Source organism: Microbacterium sp. NPDC057658 (assembly GCF_042799975.1).
GTDB lineage: Bacteria > Actinomycetota > Actinomycetes > Actinomycetales > Microbacteriaceae > Microbacterium.
On record NZ_JBHVHT010000001.1, the window covers coordinates 693,295 to 713,425 of the forward strand.

18 protein-coding genes are annotated in these 20,131 nt (G+C 70.8%); 6 read left to right on the forward strand and 12 right to left on the reverse strand.

Annotation, left to right across the window (positions count from 1 at the left end; translation table 11 throughout):
- Window positions 1-92: 92 nt before the first annotated feature.
- From ACFU8V_RS03320 to ACFU8V_RS03335, 4 genes are read right to left on the reverse strand one after another with little or no spacing between them, the layout of a single operon-like run.
- On the reverse strand, window positions 93-860 hold the full coding sequence (locus ACFU8V_RS03320) for an ABC transporter permease (protein WP_249520650.1): 768 nt from the start codon (window positions 858-860) through the stop codon (window positions 93-95).
- Window positions 857-1,681 carry an ABC transporter ATP-binding protein gene (locus ACFU8V_RS03325; protein WP_303709618.1) on the reverse strand — a complete coding sequence of 275 codons (825 nt, stop codon included), beginning with the start codon at window positions 1,679-1,681 and terminating at the stop codon, window positions 857-859. The genes ACFU8V_RS03320 and ACFU8V_RS03325 overlap by 4 nt, the downstream gene beginning before the upstream one ends.
- Entirely contained in the window at window positions 1,678-2,049 is a 372-nt protein-coding gene (locus ACFU8V_RS03330; RefSeq protein ID WP_025104172.1) for a DUF1048 domain-containing protein, read from the reverse strand. The genes ACFU8V_RS03325 and ACFU8V_RS03330 overlap by 4 nt, the downstream gene beginning before the upstream one ends.
- Window position 2,050: 1 nt before the next feature.
- A complete protein-coding gene (locus tag ACFU8V_RS03335; RefSeq protein ID WP_025104171.1) occupies window positions 2,051-2,401 on the reverse strand; it encodes a PadR family transcriptional regulator in 351 nt (116 codons plus the stop codon).
- A 426-nt stretch (window positions 2,402-2,827) separates the two neighbouring features.
- Here ACFU8V_RS03335 and ACFU8V_RS03340 point away from each other — a divergent pair, with 426 nt between their 5' ends.
- Window positions 2,828-8,026: an isopeptide-forming domain-containing fimbrial protein gene (locus ACFU8V_RS03340; RefSeq protein WP_378868949.1), complete on the forward strand. Its 5,199-nt coding sequence runs from the start codon at window positions 2,828-2,830 to the stop codon at window positions 8,024-8,026.
- A gap of 51 nt (window positions 8,027-8,077) precedes the next feature.
- Here the strand turns inward: ACFU8V_RS03340 and ACFU8V_RS03345 are convergent, their stop codons facing one another.
- Entirely contained in the window at window positions 8,078-10,576 is a 2,499-nt protein-coding gene (locus ACFU8V_RS03345) for a LuxR C-terminal-related transcriptional regulator (RefSeq protein ID WP_378868952.1), read from the reverse strand.
- A gap of 111 nt (window positions 10,577-10,687) precedes the next feature.
- Between ACFU8V_RS03345 and ACFU8V_RS03350 the strand changes: the two genes are divergently transcribed.
- The 5 genes from ACFU8V_RS03350 (at window position 10,688) to ACFU8V_RS03370 (ending at window position 12,952) form a co-directional block, all read left to right on the forward strand.
- Window positions 10,688-11,242, forward strand: a complete 555-nt coding sequence (locus tag ACFU8V_RS03350) for an ECF transporter S component (protein WP_029989525.1) — start codon at window positions 10,688-10,690, stop codon at window positions 11,240-11,242.
- 44 nt (window positions 11,243-11,286) lie between these two features.
- Complete coding sequence (locus ACFU8V_RS03355; protein ID WP_378868955.1) at window positions 11,287-11,676, forward strand: DUF6153 family protein; 390 nt, start codon at window positions 11,287-11,289, stop codon at window positions 11,674-11,676.
- A 66-nt stretch (window positions 11,677-11,742) separates the two neighbouring features.
- Window positions 11,743-12,336 carry a DUF305 domain-containing protein gene (locus ACFU8V_RS03360; protein ID WP_378868958.1) on the forward strand — a complete coding sequence of 198 codons (594 nt, stop codon included), beginning with the start codon at window positions 11,743-11,745 and terminating at the stop codon, window positions 12,334-12,336.
- Window positions 12,337-12,437: 101 nt separating this feature from the next.
- On the forward strand, window positions 12,438-12,701 hold the full coding sequence (locus ACFU8V_RS03365; RefSeq protein ID WP_025104165.1) for a type II toxin-antitoxin system Phd/YefM family antitoxin: 264 nt from the start codon (window positions 12,438-12,440) through the stop codon (window positions 12,699-12,701).
- On the forward strand, window positions 12,698-12,952 hold the full coding sequence (locus ACFU8V_RS03370; protein ID WP_025104164.1) for a type II toxin-antitoxin system RelE/ParE family toxin: 255 nt from the start codon (window positions 12,698-12,700) through the stop codon (window positions 12,950-12,952). Before ACFU8V_RS03365 ends, ACFU8V_RS03370 begins: the two co-directional genes overlap by 4 nt.
- On the opposite strand, the gene ACFU8V_RS03375 is transcribed toward ACFU8V_RS03370, so the two are convergent.
- The 7 genes from ACFU8V_RS03375 to ACFU8V_RS03405 form a co-directional block, all read right to left on the reverse strand.
- Window positions 12,949-14,283 (reverse strand): threonine/serine exporter ThrE family protein, encoded by a 1,335-nt coding sequence (locus ACFU8V_RS03375; RefSeq protein ID WP_025104163.1) that lies wholly within the window; start codon window positions 14,281-14,283, stop codon window positions 12,949-12,951. The genes ACFU8V_RS03370 and ACFU8V_RS03375 overlap by 4 nt on opposite strands.
- Before the next feature lies 1 nt (window position 14,284).
- Window positions 14,285-15,640 (reverse strand): anaerobic C4-dicarboxylate transporter family protein, encoded by a 1,356-nt coding sequence (locus ACFU8V_RS03380; protein WP_303709623.1) that lies wholly within the window; start codon window positions 15,638-15,640, stop codon window positions 14,285-14,287.
- On the reverse strand, window positions 15,637-16,377 hold the full coding sequence (locus ACFU8V_RS03385) for a peptidase E (protein WP_303709624.1): 741 nt from the start codon (window positions 16,375-16,377) through the stop codon (window positions 15,637-15,639). Before ACFU8V_RS03385 ends, ACFU8V_RS03380 begins: the two co-directional genes overlap by 4 nt.
- 98 nt (window positions 16,378-16,475) lie before the next feature.
- Window positions 16,476-17,213 carry an SGNH/GDSL hydrolase family protein gene (locus ACFU8V_RS03390; RefSeq protein ID WP_366215848.1) on the reverse strand — a complete coding sequence of 246 codons (738 nt, stop codon included), beginning with the start codon at window positions 17,211-17,213 and terminating at the stop codon, window positions 16,476-16,478.
- A gap of 166 nt (window positions 17,214-17,379) precedes the next feature.
- Entirely contained in the window at window positions 17,380-17,907 is a 528-nt protein-coding gene (locus ACFU8V_RS03395; protein WP_025104159.1) for a hypothetical protein, read from the reverse strand.
- Window positions 17,908-18,030: 123 nt separating this feature from the next.
- Complete coding sequence (gene corA / locus ACFU8V_RS03400; RefSeq protein WP_085604376.1) at window positions 18,031-19,032, reverse strand: magnesium/cobalt transporter CorA; 1,002 nt, start codon at window positions 19,030-19,032, stop codon at window positions 18,031-18,033.
- Window positions 19,033-19,320: 288 nt separating this feature from the next.
- Entirely contained in the window at window positions 19,321-20,115 is a 795-nt protein-coding gene (locus tag ACFU8V_RS03405; RefSeq protein ID WP_378868967.1) for an SDR family NAD(P)-dependent oxidoreductase, read from the reverse strand.
- Window positions 20,116-20,131 lie beyond the last annotated feature (16 nt).

Below are 20,131 nucleotides of genomic sequence, written 5' to 3' on the forward strand. Positions count from 1 at the left end.
CATTCAGGCGATTCGAACGGCCGCCGAGCGCGGCGAAACGCCCCGGCCGGGGAGAGTCCCCGGTCGGAGCGTTCCGTCTCGCTGAGCGTCGATCAGCTGACCTTCTTCCGGTACGAGATGATCGCGAACACGTAGGCGACCACGAGGATCCCGACGCACCAGGCGAGAGCGACCCAGATCTCGGACCCGACCGGCTCCCCCGCGAACAACGCCTGGATGGAGTTGACGATCGAGGTCACCGGCTGGTTCTCGGCGAACCACTGCACCGGTGCCGGCATGGTGTCGGTCGGCACGAACGCCGAGCTGATGAAGGGGAGGAAGATCAGCGGATACGAGAAGGCGCTCGCGCCGTCGACCGTCTTGGCGTTCAGGCCCGCGATGATCGCCAGCCACGTGAGTGCCAGTGTGAACAGCATCAGGATGCCGATCACTCCGAGCCAGGCCCAGACGCTCGCGCCGGTGCGGAAGCCCATGAGGAACCCGACCCCGAAGATGATCGCGAGGGTGATGGCGTTCGCCGTGAGAGATGTCAGCACGTGGGCCCACAGCACGCTCGACCGGGCGATCGGCATGGAGTGGAACCGCTCGAAGATGCCGCTCTGCATATCGGTGAACAGCCGGAACGCCGTGTAGGCGATGCCCGACGCGATCGCGATGAGCAGGATGCCCGGCAGCAGGTAGTTCACGTAGTTCTCGGCGCCGGTGCTCTGCTGGAGCGCGCCGCCGAAGACGTACACGAACAGGAGCATCAGAGCGATCGGGGTGACCGCGGTGGTGATGATCGTGTCGGGGCTGCGGAAGATGTGCCGCATAGAGCGGCCGGTGAGCGTCGCCGTATCGGCGGCGAAGTGCGTGGTCATGCTGCATCTCCTCTCTGGATCGGGGTCCCCGCCTGGGCCCCGGTCTGGGTCCCTGAGCCCGTCGAAGGGGTCGAAGGGCCGATGAGGGTGAGGAAGATCTCCTCGAGGGTGGGCTGCTTCTCGACGTACTCGACCTTCGCGGCCGGAAGCAGCCGCTTGAGTCCGGCGAGCGTGTCATTCGCGATGATGCGGCCCTCGTGCAGGATCGCGATGCGGTCGGCCAGCTGCTCCGCCTCGTCGAGATACTGCGTGGTGAGCAGCACGGTCGTGCCACCGCCCGCGAGCTCCTTCACGACGTCCCACACCTCGATGCGCGACTCGGGGTCGAGGCCCGTGGTCGGCTCGTCGAGGTAGATGACCTCGGGGTCGCCGACCAGGCTCATCGCGATGTCGAGCCGTCGCCGCATCCCGCCGGAGTACGTGCCGACCTTGCGGCCCCCGGCCTCCGTGAGCCGGAAGCGCGCGAGAAGCCGATCGGCCACCGCACCGGCGTCGGGGAGATGCCGCAGCTTCGCGACCAGCACCAGGTTCTCGCGTCCGGTGAGGATCTCGTCGACCGCGGCGAACTGCCCGGTGAGGCTGATGCGCTCGCGCACTCCGACCGGGTTCGCCGCGACGTCGATGCCCTGCACCGTCGCGGTGCCCGCGTCGGCCCTCAGCAGCGTGGAGAGGATGCGCACCATGGTGGTCTTGCCCGCGCCGTTCGACCCGAGGAGGGCGAAGATCGATCCCCGCTCCACCTCGAAGTCGACGCCGCGCAGCACGTGCAGATCCTTGTACGACTTCTCGATGCCGTGCACCGAGAGGGCTGGCGTCGTCATGACTCGTCCTCCTTCTTCCTCGCCTCCGCGACCGCCTTGTTCAGCCGCGCGCGCTCCTTGTCGACCCACTGCGTGCCGCCGTAGGCCTCGGCGTAGTTCTCGGCGAACTCCACGGGGTCGTCGCCGATGATGTCGTCGATCGGGGTGCCGTCGATCGCGGCGCGCTCCCACAGGTCGGCGAGGTCGAGGAAGATCTGCACGAGCGTGTCCCCGTCGGTGATGCCCCCGTAGTACATCGTGTAGCGGTGCTGGGCGTTGGCGACCGTGCGGTACGGCTCCGGCAGAGCCTCGATCCGCGCCTTCGCCTGCTTGTACTGCTTCTTCTGCTCGAGCGATCCGGTGAGCGCTTCGATCCACTTGGCGGCCATGTCAGTTCTCCTTGTTCGTGGTGTTCGTGGTGTTCGTGTTGAGTCGTTCGATGTGCGTCCGGAGGAAGTCCCAGGTCGTCCAGAACTCCTCCAGCTCCTGGCGGCCCTGCGCGTTGAGGGTGTACACCTTGCGGGGCGGTCCCTTCTCGCTCGGCACCTTCTCGACGTCGACGAGCTTCTTCTGCTCGATCCTGACCAGCAGGGCGTAGACGGTGCCCTCGGCGGTGTCGGTGAAGCCGTGCTCGCGCAGCCGGGTGGTGATCTCGTATCCGTAGGCCGGCTGCTCGGCGAGGAGGGCCAGCACGATGCCCTCCAGGGTGCCCTTGAGCATCTCGGTCATCTGCTTGCCCATCGTCCCCTCCTCTCATTCCTGTGTCTTTCATTCGGTACTCAGTGTTGCTGGGTACCGGTACAAAGTAACACTGAGTACCGGTACTTAGCAACACCGAATACTGAACTTTCTCATCCCTCTTTTCCGCCGAGACCCCGGGTACGCGGCGAGACCCCGGGCGACAGACGCAGAGACCCCGGGGTGTCGACGACAACCCGGGGTCTCGGCGGAAAGAAGAGGAGGGGAGAGAGGGGAGAGAGGGGAGGGGTGAAAAGGAGGGGTGAATTCCCCCGGTTCGGCCGGAGGGCTCCGCGGCGGACCGGCAGGCTGGCGGAGGCCCGGACCGAGTCCACTCTGCCCGAAAGGGTGCTCGGCGGTCGCCTGAGGGGGCGGGGGCTTCCGTGTGCGCGGATGCGTGCCGGAACGCGATGAATGGGGAGAGCAGTCATGGGATTCCGTGTTGCCCGCAAGGACCGCACGTCCGATGGCCTTCCGCCGGAGCGGCACAGCCGCTGGCGGGGCCGGACGAAGAGGCTGATCGGCGGTGCCGTGAGCACGGCGCTCGTCGCGTCGTCGATGATCGTCGTCGGCGGGACGCTGACCGCCGCACCGGCCGCCGCGGCGGAGCCGTTCCTGTGCACGCCGGGAGCGGTGTACGTGCAGAGCGCCACCGAGGTGCGTGAGTTCGCCGTGAACGAGCAGGGCGGTGCCCCCGGCGACGGCGGCACGCTCAGCTCCATCAACCTCGGCACGAACCACTCGAACAACGCCCTCGGCCTCTCCTCGACCGGGCGGTACGCCTACACGGTCACCAACGCCGCCGGTACCAAGACGCTGGCCAAGCACGACCGCGTCACCGACACGACCGCGCAGACGACGTTCACGCTGAACTCCTCGGTGCTGCGCGGCGCCGTGCACCCCGTGACGGGCGTCTACTACTTCGCCAGCGGCACGGTGAACGGCGCCATCAACCTCTACGCGTGGAACGAGAACGTCACGCCGCAGACCTACACGCAGGTCGGAACCCTCCGTCCGACCACGGGCAGCAGCGCGTTCGGCGCCAACGGCGACATGGCCTTCAGCGCCTCCGGTCAGCTCGTGCTCGTCGCCGACAACTTCATCTACTCCTCCGACCTCCCGGCCACGCTCGAACCCAGCACCGCGACGATCGACGCCAAGCAGGTGCACGACATGGGCGCCGGCGTGCAGGGCAACGGCATCGCCTTCGGAAACCTCGGCCACATCTTCGTCTCGGTCTCCGGTGGCGGCAACCGCATCATCGAGGTCGACCTGCCGCGCGGGGAGACGGTCAACACGACCCAGCTGGGCACCTTCTCGCCGACCGACATGGCGAGCTGCACGTTCCCGAACACGCTGACGCTGAAGAAGGACCTCCCCGAGGGCCGTCACGCGGCGACCGATCAGTTCGGCCTCCGGGTGCAGTCGCCGGCCGGCTACCAGGTCGCGCAGACCGACGCCGTCACCCGCGGCGACCGCTCCGGTCTGCAGCCGGACTACGCCGGTCCCGTCTTCACGAACCAGGGCGACACCTTCCGGCTCTCCGAATCGGCGGCGGGCTCGACCGACCTCACGAAGTACGACGCCTCCCTCGTCTGCCGGCAGGTGAACGCCGACGGCTCGACCACCCCGGTGGCCGTCACCGCGGACGGGCAGGTCACCCAGCCGGCCGGGCCGCTCGGCACCGACGTCACCTGCACCTACACGAACGTCCGCCTCGCGCCGGACCTCGCTCTCCGCAAGACCTCCGACCCCGCCGACGGCACTGCGGTGCAGGCCGGCCAGCGACTGACCTACACGGTGCAGGCCGAGAACACCGGCAACACCCGCCTCGACCCGGTCACCGTGACCGACGACCTGTCGGGTGTGCTCGCCAACGCCGAGTACCAGGGCGACGTGGCGACGGCGATCGACGGTGACCCGGTGTCGTCCGGCGCCGCCACCGTCACGGGCGACGACCTGTCCTGGACCGGCGCCCTCGAGCCCGGGCAGGTGCTCACGATCACCTACTCCGTCGTCGTCGACGAGGGCGTGGAGGGCGAGCGCATCGCCAACCGCGTCACCGCATCCGGCACCCCGCCCGGGGGCCTGCCCCCGACGACCCCACCGGCCGTCACCACCGAGCACCCGGTCGCCGGCTTCGAGGTCGCGAAGACCTCCGATCCCGCCGCAGGCACCGTGGTGGAGCCGGGACAGACCATCGAGTACACCGTCACCGGCACGAACACCGGCGCGACCGTCCTCGACCCGGTGACCGTCACCGACGACCTCTCCGGCGTGCTCGCGAACGCCGCCTTCAACGAGGACATCAGGACCGCGGTCGGCGGCACGACCGTGACCACGGGCGGTGCGACCCTGACCGGGAACGACCTCGCCTGGACCGGAACGCTCCAGCCCGGACAGACCGTGACGATCACGTACTCGGTGACCGTGGGCGATGACACCTCCGGCGAGATCCTGCGCAACAGCGTGACCGGATCGGGCACCCCGACCACCCCGAACCCGGGCGACCCGACCGGGCCGCAGGTTCCCGGTGAGCCGATCGTCCCGCCGACGGTCACCACCGAGCACCCCGTGATCGGCTCCGGCTTCACGATCTCGAAGTCGGCCGACCCCGCCTCCGGCTCGGCCGTGTCGGCGGGCGACACGATCACCTACACGATCACCGGCACCAACACGGGCGACACCGACCTCGATCCCGCGGAGATCGTCGACGACCTGTCGGGCGTGCTCGGCTCCGCCGGCTACAACGACGACGTCACGGCCGACCGCGGCTCCGTGCGGGTCGCCGACGCCACCCTCACCTGGACCGGGGCCATCCCGCGCGGGGAATCGGTCACGATCCGCTACACGGTGACGGTGGATGCGGGTGTCGAGAAGGCCCTGCTGCACAACGTCGTCACCGGATCGGCCACGCCGCAGATCCCGACCGACCCCGCCGACCCCTCCGGGGCGAAGACCCCGGGGACCCCGATCGTCCCGCCCGCGGCGGAGACGGAGCACCCCGTCGTCGACACCGGCTTCGAGGTCTCGAAGTCGGCCGACCCGGCCTCCGGCACCGCCGTCCGCGCGGGCGACACCCTCACGTACACGGTCTCGGGCGTCAACACCGGCAACACGGTCCTCGACCCCGCGACCATCGTCGACGACCTCTCGGCCGTCGTCGCGAACGCGGAGTACGGCGGCGACGCGAAGGCCTCGTCCGGATCCGTCGCGCTCTCCGGCACCACGCTCACCTGGACCGGGACGCTCGCTCCCGGCGACCGCGTCGACATCACCTACACGGTGACGGTGGACGAGGATGCGACCGGCGTGCTGCTCCGCAACACGGTGTCCGGTGAGGGCACCCCGCTGATCCCGACCGACCCGACCGACCCGGAGAGCCCGACCACGCCGGGCACCCCGGTCGAGACCCCGCCGGCGACGACGGAGCACCCCGTCGCGACGCCCGGGTTCACCGTCACCAAGACGGCCGACCCGGAGTCGGGCACGCGGGTCGACCCCGGCAGCGTGATCACGTACACCGTGACCGGCCGCAACACGGGCGACACCGTCCTCGACCCCGTCGAGATCGGCGACGACCTGCGCGCGGCGCTGGCCCACGCGTCCTACAACGACGACGTGTCCGCCACCCGCGGCGACGTCCGCGTGGCCGACGGCGCCCTCTCGTGGAACGGCGTGCTGCGCCCCGGCCAGGACGTCGTGATCACCTACTCGGTGACCGTCGACGCCACCGCCGGCGGCGAGACCATCGCGAACACGGCCACCGGAGAGGCGACCCCGCTGATCCCCGCCGACCCGAGCGACCCCGAGAGTCCCACGACTCCCGGCACGCCGATCACGCCGCCGCCGTCGAGCACGGAGCACCCCGTGAACGAGCCCGGCTTCACGTTCGCCAAGACCGTCGACCCCGCCGCCGGTACCGCTGTCGACCCGGGTGACGTGCTCACCTACACGCTGACCGCGGCCAACACGGGCCAGACGGTGCTCGACCCGGTGACGATCACCGACGACCTGTCCGGTGTGCTGCCGTACGCGACGTTCAACGCGGACGCCGTGGCGAGCATCGCAGGTGCTTCTGCGGCTCCCGCGACCCTGGACGGCACCGAGCTGTCGTGGACGGGAGCGCTCGCAGTCGGCCAGACCGTGACCGTCACCTACTCCGTGACCGTGAGCGCCGACGGCGTCGGCACCGTGATCGAGAACGCGGCGTCCGCGACGGCGACCCCGCCGGGAGGATCGACGATCACGCCGCCGCCCGGTGTCACGACCAACCCGGTCAACGAGCCCGGATTCTCCGTCTCGAAGAGCGTCGACCCGGCTGCGGGCACGGCGGTCGACCCGGGCACCGTCCTCACCTACACGGTGACCGGTGTGAACACGGGCGAGACGGCTCTCGACCCCGTCACCATCGCCGACGACCTCTCCGGTGTCCTGGCGCACGCGGAGTACAACGACGACGCGACCGCGACGATCGGCGGCACGGCGACGACCGCGCCGACGGTGGCCGCGGACCGGCTGTCCTGGACGGGTGCGCTGCAGGTCGGCGAGAGCGTCACGATCACGTACTCGGTGACCGTGCGCGCCGAGGCCGGCGGCGCCGTCCTCGAGAACTCGGCCTCCGGCTCGGCGACCCCGCCGGGTGGGGTGCCGCCGATCGAGACGCCGCCGGCGACGACCGAGAATCCCGTGAACGAGCCCGGCTTCGAGCTGCGCAAGTCCGCCGATCCCGCGTCCGGCACCCGGGTCGACCCGGGCAGCGTCGTCACCTACACGGTGACCGGCGTGAACACGGGGGAGACGGCGCTGACTCCGGTCCGCATCCTCGACGACCTGTCGGGCGTGCTCGCCCACGCCGCCTACAACGGCGACGCGACGGCGACCCTGAGCGACGGCACCGCGCCTGAGCCCGTCGTCGCGGACGACGAGCTCACCTGGGCCGGTGACCTCGCGGTCGGCCAGCGTGTCACGATCACCTACTCGGTGACCGTGCACGGCGACGCGGGCGGTGCGATCATCGCGAACACCGTCGAGGGCACGGCCACGCCTCCCGGCGGCGCCGAGCTGACCCCGCCGCCGGTGACGACGGAGAACCCCGTCGGCACCCCGGGCTTCACGTTCGTCAAGTCGTCCGACCCCGCGTCCGGCTCCGCCGTCGCGACGGGCAGCGTCGTGACGTACACGCTCACCGGCACCAACACCGGCGAGACGGGTCTGGACGAGGTCGTCGTCACGGACGACCTGACCGGAGTGCTGCGGCATGCCGACCTCCGCGGCACGGCGACCGCCACGGTGGGTGACCGTGTGGTGGCCGCGCCGACGATCGACGGCACGACGCTGCGCTGGACGGGCAGCCTCGCCGAAGGGGAGCGTGTCGTGATCACCTACGCGGTGACCGTGCACGCCGACGCGGCGGGGGCGACGCTGCGGAACGTGGCCACCGCCTCGGCCACGCCGCCGGGCGGGGAGACGATCACCCCGCCGACGAGCACGACCGAGAACCGGGTGCTGACGCCGCTCGCCCTCACCGGCGGACAGCTGGCGCCGTGGATCCTCGGCCTCGCGATCGCCCTGCTGATCGGCGGCGCGGTGCTGCTGCTGGTGCGACGTCGCCGCATGCAGAGCTAGCGGTTTCCCGAAGAAGGCCCCGCCCGTCGTCTCCGACGGGCGGGGCCTTCATCATCCCGGGAGGAGTCCGTGCCGGGCGGCTTGTTCGAGCGCCTCCGTGCGGTTGGCCACGTCGAGCTTGCGGTAGATGCTGCGGAGCTGCGTCTTCAGGGTGTTCGGCGAGATCCGCAGCTCCGCGGCGATCTCGGGGAGCGGCGCCCCCGTGGTGAGTGCGTGCAGCACCACCTGCTCCCGCGAGGAGAGCTTCGGGCGCGCCGCGAACGACGGCAGCGCCGAGCGGGTGGGGAGCGGCGGGTCGCCGACCGGAGCGAGGTCGGCCCGGATGGCGGCGAAGTCCTCGGCACCGAGCAGGGCCAGCGGAGTGCGCAGGTCCCGGTCGGCGAGCTGGGCGTGCAGCGCCTCGGTCACGGCCTGCGCAGCGGCGGGACTGACGCGGTGGAGCGCCGCACTGTGCACCGCGGCGGCCTCCGCGCGCTCGCGGGAGGTGGTCGGCTCGAGGCGCGTCGCGGCGAGCAGCCGCACCGCATCCGGAGCGCGACCGTCGATCAGGGCGATCCTGGCCCGTTCCAGGAGGGTGCCGAAGCGGTCGGTCCCGGCGTCGCGCTGCTTGATACCGCGCGCGGCACGGACATCGCCGAGCGCCAGGTGCAGCAGGATCCGGGGGCGGCTCAGCGCCTGGCGCGCCGACGTCGACCCGGCCTCACGCCCGCGCATCCGGGCGAACGACTCCAGCCGCTCCAGTCCGCCGGCGGCCTCGCCGTCGTGCAGCGCGATCCACGCCTCGACCGCCGCCATCGTCGTCCAGTGCTCGCTCGTCGCCCGGTGCGGCAGGAAGGCGCGCACGTGCTGCTTGGCCGCAGCGAGGTCGCCCTCCTCGACCGCGAGCATCGCCTCCGCGACGCGGTAGAACGTGCCGCGGTACCCGTCCAGCAGCGCGGGGTCCCACGAGCCGTCCCGGATGATCTCGACGTAGTGCCGCGCCTCCGGGAGGTCGCCGTTGAGGGCGTGGATCCCGCTGAGCAGGCTCACGGCGTGGAAGGCGTTTCCCGTGCCCTGGGACGCGGCGAGGGCGGCGGCCTCGGCGAAGAGGCGGAGGGCCTGCTCCCGGCGACCGCCGTAGTACAGCGAGATCCCGAGGTGCGTGCAGAGCAGCGGCATCTCGATCGCGTACTGCTCCCACTGCGACTCCGAGGTCTCCGTGTACAGCGCGAGCGCGCGGGCCGCGACCTGCCCGGCCCGCTCGGGCATCCCGACCACCCGCAGCGCCGCGCTCTCCGCGGTCCAGATGAACAGGCGCTCCGTCGGCGAGAGGGCGCTCCGCCGGGCGTTCGCGGCGGAGATCGCCATCCGCAGCAGCTGCAGGCCGCGCACCCGTCGGAGTCGGTTGGCGTTGAGGCAGATGCCCAGCAGCATCGCAACCAGCGGCTCCTGCTTGAGCCGAGCGAGGGGCAGGTCGCCCAGCAGCGCCACGACCCGGCGACCGTCGTGATCCAGAAGGTGGCTCCAGCCCGACATGATGACGTGGGCGGCGAGGTGGAGGTCGTCCTCCTCCATCGCCAGGCGGAGCCCCTCGAAGGGGGCGTCGCGCCGCAGCGCACCCTCGATCGCGAGGCGTCGGAGCAGGCGGGTCTCGGCCGGGAAGCGCTCCAGGAGGTCGCGGCGCAGAAGGGCGCGAGCCGGCGCGGCGATCGTGAAGGTCCGGCGCCCGGATTCCGTCGACCACCGCCCGAAGCCGAACGCCTCGGCCTCGTCGAGGGCGGCGCCGATGTCCGGATCACTGCTGAGAGCCTGCGCCAACGGCAGATCGACGGTGTCCGTGATGCTGATCCGGATCAGGCCCTCGAGGATGCCGGCACCGAACGTGCCCTCCTCCATGCGGCTGCGGAGGTAGTCGTCGACCGCAGCGGTCGCGACCTCCACGACCGTCGTGCCGTCGGGGACACGGCCGCGGAGGGCGACGGCGCGGATGACCGCCGCGAACCCCTCGGTCGCCTCCCGCACGGCGAGGGCGGTGTCCTCATCGACGTCGAGCGCGCGGCGGATCTCGTCCGTGTCGAAAGCGAGGTCCTCCGGAGAGATCAGCGCGGTGTCGATCACGAGGCCGATGCCGTCGCTGTCGAAGGGGCTGGGGCGGTTCGTGGCGACGATCAGGCGGACGTGCGGCGGGACGGCGACCGTGCGGCACAGGTCGAAGACCGCATCCCGGTCGAGCGCGGCGGCGTCGTCGAGCACGAGGACGAGAGGCTCCTCGTGCTCGCACAGGTACTGGGCGACGGCTGGCCATCCCTCCCCGGCGTCCGAGGCGGGATGACGGCCGCCGACGGCCTCGCCCGCGTCGCGCAGCACCCGCAGCAGGGCGGCGGCGAGGGCCGCGCTCGTCGCCAGCGCGGGCGTGGCCGTGAGCCACACGACGCGGTCGGGGGAGGTGAAGGCCCAGCCCACGAGGGCGGTGGTCTTCCCGGAGCCCGCGGCTCCGCGCAGCAGTGTGAGCGGAGCTCCCTCGTCCAGCGCGGCGTTCACCCGCGGACGTCCGATGACGTGCGCGGACACCCGCGGCAACCTCTTGTCCCCTTGCGCGCCGAAAGTCGGCATCGTCCCTCCCCAGGTACGCATCCCCACCCCTACGATATCCAACCCGCCCGCGGTTCTAGGCTCGGAGGGGTGAGTGGTCCGACAGTCCCCGTGTCCTCCCGCCGCGTGCCGACCAGCGCCCTCCTCGTGAGCGCCGCGCTCGGCGCGGTCCAGGCCCTCGTCTTCCTGGCCGTCGTGCCGATCACGAGCGTGCTGGCCGCCACATCCCCTCCCGCGTACGCGGTGGTCGCGGGCGTCCACACCGCGCTGCCGTTCCTCGCGCGCGTCGTCACCCGCGTGCCGGGGATGGCGACACTGGCTGCCTTCGTGACCGGCGTGCTGACGGTCGCGGTGTCGCCCATCGGGCTGCTCGGCGTCGTGCCGCTCGTCCTCGGCGGCGTGGTCCTCGACCTGGCGCTGCCGTTCCGGCGCGACGCCCCCGTCCGCCCGGCCCGGGTCCTGCTCGCCGGCGCTGTGACCGGTGCGGTGCTCTTCGTCGTCGCCCTCCCGGTGTTCTCGCCCGAGCACCTCGTTCCGCCGGTGCTCGTCGCCACGCTGCTGGGCCGGGTGGTGGGGGAGCTCGCGGTGGCGGGTGTCGTGCTCGCCGTCCGCCGACTGCTGCGGCGCGCCGGCGTCGCCCGCTGAGCCGGCATGCCGGTGGACATACCCCCACGGGGTACCATGAGCACATGGTCGGTCGTCGCGTGCTCCAGGGAGCGCTGCTCGCCGTCCTCCTCGTGGGCGGCGTCCTCCTCGGACTCCTCGGCATGCACGCCCTCGACACCCACGGCACCCCGGGGGCGCATGCGGTCGCGGGGCACACGGCCCCGGCTCACCCCGCGGCGTCGGCAGCGCATGAGGCGGGCGGAGCGGATGAGGCCGTCGTCCCGGATGACCCTGCGCACGACGGCGGGGCGGCCTGCGTCCTCGCCCTGCTCGGCGGACTCCTCCTGCTGCTGCGCCCCTCTCGCGCTCTCCTGACCGGACCTCTGCTCCGCGCTCTCCGCTCGCCCGTGGACGCGGCCGCCGCCCCGCTTCGTCCTCCCTCACTCCACGTCCTCTGCATCAGTCGGACCTGATCGGCGCCGATGCGCCCGGGCGCCGCGACCGCGGACGCCCTTCCGACAGACAGAGATGAGAGAGAAATGACCAATCGAAGCACTGCCGCCGCTGTCCTCGTCCTGGCGGGAACCCTCGCGCTCGCGGGATGCGCCTCGACGGCACCCGCGGGGCCGGCCGACCACTCCGGCATGGGGCACTCCACCTCGGACGCTCCGCTGGCCGGCGCGAACGAGGCCGATGCGATGTTCGCGTCCATGATGATCGTCCATCACGAGCAGGCCGTCGAGATGTCGGACATCGTGCTCGCGAAGGACGACGTCGACCCCCGGGTCGCCGACCTCGCGGAGCGGATCACGGCCGCTCAGGGTCCGGAGATCGAGAAGATGCAGGGCTGGCTCGACGACTGGGGTGCCGAGGCGGGTGACCCGGCCGCGATGGACCACGGCGACGGCATGATGAGCGACGACGACCTCGCCGCGCTCGAGGACGCCGCGGGTCCGGAGGCGTCCCGGCTGTTCCTGGAGCAGATGATCGCGCACCACGAGGGCGCGGTCGCGATGGCCGAGGCGGAGGTGGCGGACGGCGAGAACGCCGACGCCGTCGCCCTCGCGCAGGACATCGTCGATGCGCAGACCGCCGAGATCGCGGAGATGAAGGAGATCCTCGCCACGCTCTGATCGGCACCCGGCCCCGCGTCGCCTCCGCGGCGCGGGGCCCGTCGCCCGTTTGCGATCGTCCTTACCGCGCTGTTCTGTACGTTTCGCACTATCATGTACTCATGAGCGAGATCGCGATCACGGAAGCCCGGGCCCGGCTGGCGTCCATCATCGACGAGGCGCGTGACGAGCCCGTCTACCTCACCCGACGAAACCTCCCGGTGGCGGCTGTCGTCGATGCCAGCCTGCTGGAGCGACTCCTCGAAGATGCGGAGGAGCTGGCCGACATCCGCGCGGTCGATGCCGCCTGGGACGAGACCGCGCGACTCGACGAGACGCCGATCCCGTGGGAGGAGGTGAAGCGGGACCTCGGGCTCGTGCCGTGACCTACGACGTCCAGGTCCTGCCTGTCGCCGTGCGGGCGATCCGCAAGCTCCCTCCCGAGGCGAGGCGACGTATCCAGGCCGTCATCGAGCTCCTCTCCGAAGACCCGCGGCCCCCCGCGGCACGCAGGCTCACCGGCCGACCGGAGTGGCGGGTGCGGACGGGTGACTACCGGGTGCTCTACCGGATCGAGGACGGGATCCTGACGGTCGTCGTCGTGCACGCCGGCCACCGTCGCGAGGTCTATCGCTAGCGATCGCGGCGGCGCAAGCGGCGCAGCGGAGCAGACAGGCGGTGCCACAGCGTCGGTGCGGGCTCCTCGTCCTCGGCGGGAGGCGGGGCGACGGCGAACTGGACGAACTCCTCCGCGCCATGGTGCACGACGCGATAGAGCGCCGTGCCGATGAGCACGCCGAGCGCGATCGACATGACCGACACCAGGGCCGCAGTGAAGTCGGCGAGGCCGTTGTCGGTCGCGACCGCCTCGGTGAGCCCCACCAGCCCGGCGGCGCCCGGCACCAGCAGCCAGAAGGCCGGGAGGAACGTCAGCTGCGACGGGGCTCCGTGACGCAGCCCGGCGATCCAGAACACGACCGGCGTGACGGCGACCGCGCCGACGAAGCCGCCGACCGCCGGGTCGATGAACTCGGTTCCCGCCCACTGGCCGAGGTACGCGACGACCAGGGCGAGCAGCACCCACCCGAACGTGGACGGCGGGGAGGAGAAGTGCAGGTAGTTGCCGAGTGCGAACACGAGGATGCCGAGCAGCGGCACCCACCAGGGGAGGTACGAGGAGGAGGCGTCGAGAGCCTCGTACGAATCGCTCGAGACGCCCACCACGGCGCCGGCGGCGAGGATGCCGAACGCGAGGAGCGCGAGCTGCACGAACCCGTAGATGAGGCGGGATGCACCGGAGATCATCTGCCCGGCGGCGAGCTCCACCGTCGCCGTGGTCAGCACACCACCGGGGAGGAAGGTGACCAGCGGGGCGATCAGGAGGCGGATCGGGTCGCCGATCTCGATGACCTCCGCGAGCAGGAACACCGCGGCCGCGCACACGAAGGCCGCGGCGATGGGCATGACGAGCTGCAGGGTGGGAGAGCGCACGAGTTTGAGCAGGCCGATCCCGAACCCGAGGACGAAGGCGACGAGCGCCCCCTGCCAGGTCGGTGCGAGCAGGAGGGCCAGGCCGGTCGTGAGGATGGCATGGCCCAGCGTCCGGGTGAACCAGCCGAGGCGCGGACGCATCGCACCGATCTCGTTGAGCCGCCGGATGCCGTCCAGCGGGTCCACGTCGCCGGTCTTCGCCTGCGCGATGAGGTCGTACAGCGCGGCGATCTGATCGAAGCGGAACGAGGCGTTCGTGGCCGAGCGGAATGCGACCCGCTGCTCCTCCGCGTCCCCCGTCTCCACGATGATGATGGTGGGCAGGACGACGAAGTCGGCGCCGTCTCCGCCCGACGCCGTGGCGACCTCGGCGATCGTGTCCCGGATGCGGTCGACGGACTCCGCCGACGCGTTCATCCCCTGGGCCAGCCCCAGCAGGAACTGCCGCAGCGCCGAACGGTCGACGACGTCGGTCATGTCACCAGAACAGGAACGACAGCGCCACCCCGACGACGATGGCCGTGCCGACGTAGACGAGGTTCGGCAGCTGGAACGAGTGGTCCAGGACGAACTTGCCCATCTTCGTCGTCCCGGTCTGGTCGAACGCGACCGTGGCCACCTGGCTGCCGTTGGCGGGCAGCGTGTAGATGCCCATCGCCGCCGGCCACAGCCCCACCAGCAGAGAGGCGGGCAGCCCGATCGTGATGCCGATCGGGACGATCGCGTTCGTGGCGCTCGATTGGCTGGTCGTGAGCATGGCGACCGCGAACAGCGCCAGCGCGAACAGCAGCGCTCCGAGGAAGGCGGAGGATCCGGAGACCACAGAGCCGAGTCCGTCGACGATGAGGGTCTGGTTCGCGGCGACGAACGTGTTGGCGAGCCAGGCGATGCCGAACAGGGCGATGGCGCCGACGATGCCCGCGGGGAAGGTGGACTGCTTCGGCACGTCGGCGGCCTTCACCTTGCAGAACACGAAGATCAGTGCGGCGATGATGCCCATGACGACCTCGATGATCACGGTGACGCTCAGGCGCACCGGATCGCCGTCGTCATCGGTGCCGATGACCGGACGGAGGTTCTCGAACAGGCCGAAGAAGACGATCACCGCGACGCCGGCGAGGAACAGCGAGGCCGAGAGCACGGCGGTCGCCGGGAGCTTGTTCTCGTGAGCGTCGACCACGGGCGGCTTGATCTGTCCCTCCGCCAGGCGCTTCTGGTACTCCGGGTCGTCCTCGAGGTCCTTGCCGTGGCGCATCATGACCAGCGCGGCGACGAGCAGGCCCGCGATCGAGGCCGGCCACATGATGAGGAGCAGGCCGCCGAGATCGACGCCCTGCGGTGCGAGCAGCACGACCATCGATGCGGTGGCCGCGGAGACCGGAGAGCACAGGATGCCGACCTGCGAGGCGACGGCCGAGACCGACAGCGCCCGCTCCGGCCGGATCTTCTGCTGGTACGAGACGTCGTAGATCACCGGCAGCAGCGGATAGAAGATGTTGCCGGTGCCCGCGCCGACCGTGAAGAGGAACGACATCGCCGGCGCGAGGAAGACGACGGACTTCGGGCGTTTGCGGATGACCTTGGCGGCCACCGACACCATCCAGTCGATACCGCCAGCGGCCTGCATGGTCGAGGCCGCGGTGATGACCGTGATGACGATGAACACGGCGTCGACCGGGGCGTTGCCGGGGGCTTCCCCGAACACGAACACGAGCACCGCGACGCCGACGAGGCCCCACACCCCCAGGCCGATCCCGCTCGTGCGGGTGCCCATGAAGATCGCCAGGACGACGACGATGAGCTCGGCGACGAGGATCCAGACGCTGTCGTTCACGACGATGGCCCCTTCATGATCGGCGCCGATCCGGCGAGGACCTCCACCGGCAGCTCGGTCTCGACGATCGCCCCGTCGACCGCCTCGACCTTCAGCGCCAGCGGGTTCTCGACCGGGCTGACCGCGGTGACGAACGCGCCGTTCTCGAAGTGCAGCGACTGGAGGTTGCCCACCGCATAGCCGGTGGACAGCTCACCGCTGAGGAGCGAGGCGTGGAAGAGGGGCCGGCGCTGGTCCTCCGCGTCGTAGTGCGGGCAGAAGCTGCCGTGCAGGAAGCCCAGGCCCTCCGGGAGCACCTGCAGCGTGGGCCCGTAGCTGTCGGTCGTGCCGCCCTCGAACCAGCAGATGCCGCCCGCGCTGCCGCCGGTGAACACCACGTTCGAGGAGGGGTCCTCCCACATCTCGCGCATGATCTCGTCGAGGCCCTGACGCTTCCACACGTCGAGCATGTTGGCGGTGTTCCCGCCGCCGACGTGGATGACGTCGAAGCCCTTCACGAAGCCGGCGAGGTCGTCGACCGCGCGGTGGAACAGCGGCAGGTGGTGCGGCGCGCATCTGTCGGAGTCGTACGTGGAGTAGAAGCTCACGATGTAGGCGGTGTCGTCGCCCGTGGCGGTGCCGACGAAGAGGACCCGGGGCCGCTCCTTGCCGGTGAGCTTCAGGATGTACTCGTGCGTCGGATCGTTCCGACGTTCCATCATGGCCTTGCCGGCCCCGGTTGCGACGACGTGCGACATGCCCCCACCTCACTGTCGGATGTGAATGCGCTCAACCTAGCGTCGCGCCGTCACCGCCGTCCAGAGCGGTCACCCGGGTCGGGTGAAATGCCGGCCTCTCAGCCGAAGACGCGGGCCGTGCCGACCAGGCCTTCGAGGAGGGCGGCCGTGCGGGCGCGCGGACCCTGCGGCGCGATGCCGAGGACGCGGGCGAGCTCGAGGGCGAGAGCGGCGTGGCCGACCGCGCTGGGGTGGAACGGGTCGTTCATGAGGCCCCACGGCACGCCGCCGTTCCCGAGCTCCGCGAAGTGCGCGTGCTGGTCGACGAGGATCACGTCCTCCGCGGCCGCGACCTGGCGCACGGCCTCGGCGAAGTCGGCGATCCGCGCCCGCTCCGGCGCATTGCGGACGTCGATGGCGGGCGGCGTCTGGAGCACCGGGATGGCGCCGAGCTCGCGCACCCGGCGCACGAAGTCGTGGAGGGAGGAGGCGTAGTCGTCCGGCGAGATGACCGGTCGCGGCCCGCCGTCCGAGGCGTCGTTGGTGCCGACCATGAGGGTGACCACGTCCGGCTGCCAGCCGGCGACCCGACGCTCCCAGTCGTCGAGGATGTCGACGATCCGGTTGCCGCTGATCGCGGTGTTGAGGACGATGTCGCGGACGCGCTCGAGCTCGCCCCTGATCAGCTCGTGGAGGTGCTCCGGGTAGCTGCGCCCGCCCTGGGTGTGCACCAGGCCATGGGTGATCGAGTCGCCGGTGATGATCCAGTTCAACGGTGCGGGGTCGCGGAGGGCGGCGGCGAGGCGGCCGAGGTCGTCGGAGGCGGTGGCGGGGGAGGCGGAAGGGGCGATCGGCACGCCTCAGAGCTTATCCGTCGCCCGCCTTCTGCTTCGCGCGGGAGCGTAATGCCCCGGCGCCGTCCCCGTCCTGTTTGCCGCGGGGCGTGGGTCTCAGGCGCTCGCGCGAGGTCAGGCAGTTACCGCTGGTGTGGCCTGTTGCCCGGTGAATGCCTGTTCCGGCGGGTCAGTCCCGGTCGGCGCGACTGATGAGGTCCATCAGCTCGTCGAGCGTGTCGACGTCGATGACCTCGGTGCCGTCGGGCTCGCGCACCTCGATGCCGTCGACCTCCAGCTCCTCGTCGAGCTGCACGAGGATGCGTGACTCCGGGAACTGCTTGGGGGCGACGAACGCGAGCAGCACGGCATCCGCGAACACGACGACCGAGGTGGCCTCGAGGTCGTCCCGCAGGTCGATCTGTTCGACGACGGGCTCGTCCTCCACCGCGTCCTCGATGTCGAGCGCGACCTCCTCGACGATCGCCCGCCAGCGCTTCTCGCTCATCGAGAGCACGCGCGCGATGGCCGCGACGAGCTCGTCGGGATCCAGGTCCTCCGCGGTCTCGTCGCCCTCCAGCTCGGGGTCGACGTTCACGTTCACGACGGTGCCGGCCGCATCCAGGCTCGCCCGGCCGTAGACGAGACCGTTCTCGGAGACGGGGTCTTCGAGCAGACCGCTCTCGACGATGCGGGACAGGAGGAGATCGAGCGCCATGCTTCCAGTCTCGCGCATCTCGCCCGCCGTGGGCCCTGGTTCTTCACGCCGGAGGGAGCTCCTGGGCGCGCTCCGTGCCCGCAGATCGGCCGCGTCCCGGCGTTCCCCGTGACCGCCTGCGCGTCAGAGCCACCTCTTGTACTTGAACACCCCATAGAGCCCGACCGCGAACGCGGCCATCGCCCCGATCGCCATCGGATAGCCGAACGCCCAGTGCAGCTCGGGCATCACGTCGAAGTTCATGCCGTAGACCGTGCCGACGAGCGTGGGCGCGAAGATGATGGCCGCCCACGAGGAGATCTTCTTGATCTCGTCGTTCTGGGCGAGCCCCGCCTCCGAGTGCCGCCGGGCGACCAGCGCCGACTGCACCGTCAGGGCGTTCTCCAGGATCGCGCGGAACGAGTCGACCCGCTCGTTCACGCGGATCGTGTGGTCGAGCACGTCGCGGAGGGAGCGCTGCAGCTCCTCGTCGATGCGGTACTTCTCCGACCCGCGGCGCAGCCATTCCAGCATGCCGCTCAGCGGGTGCACCGCGCGCTGGAAGTTGATGACCTCGCGGGAGAGCTCGTAGATGCGGCGGGAGAGGGCGTCGTCGTCGCTGTCGCCGAAGAGCTGGTCCTCGATCTCGTCGATGTCGTTCTCCAGGCCCGCCACCACGGGCTCGTACTCGTCCACGACCTCGTCGAGGATCGCGTAGAAGACCGCCTCCGGTCCCATCGCGAGCAGATCCGGGTTCGCCTCCATCCGGCGGCGGACCGCGGCGAGGTTCGGCGACTCCGCGTGGCGGATCGTCACCACGAAGTCGGGGCCGATGAACAGATGCAGCTCGCCGAACTCGATCGACTCCTCCTTGTCGCGGTAGCGGGCGGGGCGCAGCACAGCGAAGAGGGTGTCGCCGTAGCGCTCCACCTTCGAGCGCTGATGCCCCGAGAGCGCGTCCTCGACGGCGAGCGGATGCAGGTCGAACTCGCGGGCGACGGAGGCGACCTCTTCGGGACTCGGTCGGTACAGGCCGATCCACGCGATCCCGCCGGCGGCATCCAGCATCCGGTAGGTCTCGTCCAGGTTCTTCGGGGTCTCCACGCGACGTCCGTGGACGTACACGCCGTTGTCGATGAGCGCCATGATGCGGCTCCGTTCTCGCGGGCGCACGAATGCGAGGGTCCGTGCGGATTCGTCAGGGGGCGGGAGACGCCGCCGATGACTGCGAGGCGAGAGGCGCGAACGCGGAGCAGGAGCTCAACGCGTGGGCGCGGGGAAGCGCGACGCAGCGAGGGCGGCGTCGTTACTATCGTCGGACATCGCCATCACCGCCTTTCCGTGCTTCTCCGGGGCCAGCTTACCCCTCCATTTCGAATCGCCCGAATGGCCCCATTCCGGCCGCAGATGCCACCATGTGCGCGATTCGAACCGTCAGGGGACGATCGCGTCGATGTAGCCGCCATCGACGCGGACCGCGGCACCCGTCGTCGCCGAGGCGAGCGGGGACGCGAGGTACGCGACCATGTTCGCGATCTCCTCCGGTTCGATGAGCCGCTGCAGCAGGGACTGGGGGCGGTGCACGCGCATGAACTCGCGCTGCGCCTCCTCCCACGGCAGCTCCGGGTCCACGAGCGAGTACACGAAGTCCTCCACGCCGCCGGTGTGGGTCGGCCCCGCGAGCACCGAGTTCACGGTCACCCCCGTGCCGGCCGCCTCCTTCGCGAAGCCCCGGGACACGGCGAGCAGCGCGGTCTTCGACATCCCGTAGTGGATCATCTCTGCGGGGATCACGACCGCGGAGTCGCTGGCGATGTCGAGCACCCGACCCCAGCCGCGCTCCGTCATGCCGGGCAGGGTCGCGCGGATGAGCCGGACGGCGGCGAGCACGTTCACCTCGAAGTACCGGCGCCACTCGTCGTCGGAGATGTCGAGCGCAGGGGTGGCCCCGAAGATGCCGAGGTTGTTCACGAGGATGTCGACGTCTCCGGTGGCGGCGAGCACGCGGGCGGCGCCGTCTTCCGTGGTGACGTCGCCCGGAGCCGGGACGAGGTTCCGGTCCGGATGCTCCTCCTGCAGTGCGGCGACGACCGACGACACGGTCTCGGGGTTCCGGCCGTTGACGGCGACCCGTGCGCCCGCGTCGGCGAGGGTCGTGGCGATGGCGAGCCCGATGCCCTGGGTGGAACCCGTGACGAGGGCGGTCTTCCCGGCGAGGTCGATGCGCATGTTGTCTCCTCCGTGT

Bases quoted from the DNA above. Each gene is read 5' to 3' on its own strand.
- corA (WP_085604376.1), bottom strand. From the start codon at position 19,032: ATGGCGCTCATCGACAACGGCGTGTACGTCCACGGACGTCGCGTGGAG.
- ACFU8V_RS03330 (WP_025104172.1), bottom strand. From the start codon at position 2,049: ATGGCCGCCAAGTGGATCGAAGCGCTCACCGGATCGCTCGAGCAGAAG.
- ACFU8V_RS03395 (WP_025104159.1), bottom strand. From the start codon at position 17,907: ATGGCGCTCGATCTCCTCCTGTCCCGCATCGTCGAGAGCGGTCTGCTC.
- ACFU8V_RS03375 (WP_025104163.1), bottom strand. From the start codon at position 14,283: ATGACCGACGTCGTCGACCGTTCGGCGCTGCGGCAGTTCCTGCTGGGG.
- ACFU8V_RS03340 (WP_378868949.1), top strand. From the start codon at position 2,828: ATGGGATTCCGTGTTGCCCGCAAGGACCGCACGTCCGATGGCCTTCCG.
- ACFU8V_RS03325 (WP_303709618.1), bottom strand. From the start codon at position 1,681: ATGACGACGCCAGCCCTCTCGGTGCACGGCATCGAGAAGTCGTACAAG.
- ACFU8V_RS03385 (WP_303709624.1), bottom strand. From the start codon at position 16,377: ATGTCGCACGTCGTCGCAACCGGGGCCGGCAAGGCCATGATGGAACGT.
- ACFU8V_RS03335 (WP_025104171.1), bottom strand. From the start codon at position 2,401: ATGGGCAAGCAGATGACCGAGATGCTCAAGGGCACCCTGGAGGGCATC.
- ACFU8V_RS03320 (WP_249520650.1), bottom strand. From the start codon at position 860: ATGACCACGCACTTCGCCGCCGATACGGCGACGCTCACCGGCCGCTCT.
- ACFU8V_RS03405 (WP_378868967.1), bottom strand. From the start codon at position 20,115: ATGCGCATCGACCTCGCCGGGAAGACCGCCCTCGTCACGGGTTCCACC.
- ACFU8V_RS03365 (WP_025104165.1), top strand. From the start codon at position 12,438: ATGAGCGAGATCGCGATCACGGAAGCCCGGGCCCGGCTGGCGTCCATC.
- ACFU8V_RS03360 (WP_378868958.1), top strand. From the start codon at position 11,743: ATGACCAATCGAAGCACTGCCGCCGCTGTCCTCGTCCTGGCGGGAACC.
- ACFU8V_RS03355 (WP_378868955.1), top strand. From the start codon at position 11,287: ATGGTCGGTCGTCGCGTGCTCCAGGGAGCGCTGCTCGCCGTCCTCCTC.